Origin of the sequence: Marinobacter iranensis (assembly GCF_029207565.1) — a bacterium.
Classification (GTDB): Bacteria; Pseudomonadota; Gammaproteobacteria; order Pseudomonadales; family Oleiphilaceae; genus Marinobacter; species Marinobacter iranensis.
In genome coordinates this window covers 1-239 of the sequence record NZ_JANCMW010000388.1, presented here as the reverse complement: position 1 = coordinate 239, position 239 = coordinate 1, and the positions used below count along the sequence as shown (strand labels likewise).

The 239-nt window shown below is 71.1% G+C and carries 1 protein-coding gene; it reads left to right on the top strand.

Annotation, left to right across the window (positions count from 1 at the left end):
- Positions 1-14: 14 nt before the first annotated feature.
- Positions 15-239: LpqB family beta-propeller domain-containing protein (locus tag NLU14_RS22825; protein WP_275710912.1), on the top strand; the 225-nt coding region annotated here is incomplete at its 3' end.

Sequence of the window (239 nt, the reverse complement as noted above, 5' to 3'; positions counted from 1 at the left end):
GCTTCGGGGAGGCCTTGCAGAGTCTCGACGCCCGGGCCGTCGAAACGGATGCCGCACGCCGGACGGCGGCGGTCTGGACGGGCTCCGGCGCGATCCTCCGCGTCCCCGCGAACGGCGAGTACACCGAGCTCGACACCCGCTCGGGCATGACGAAGCCGTCGATCGACACCGAAGGCTACATCTGGACGGTGCCTCGGGACCAGCCGGAGGAGGTCGTCGCGTACGGTCCCGACGGTACC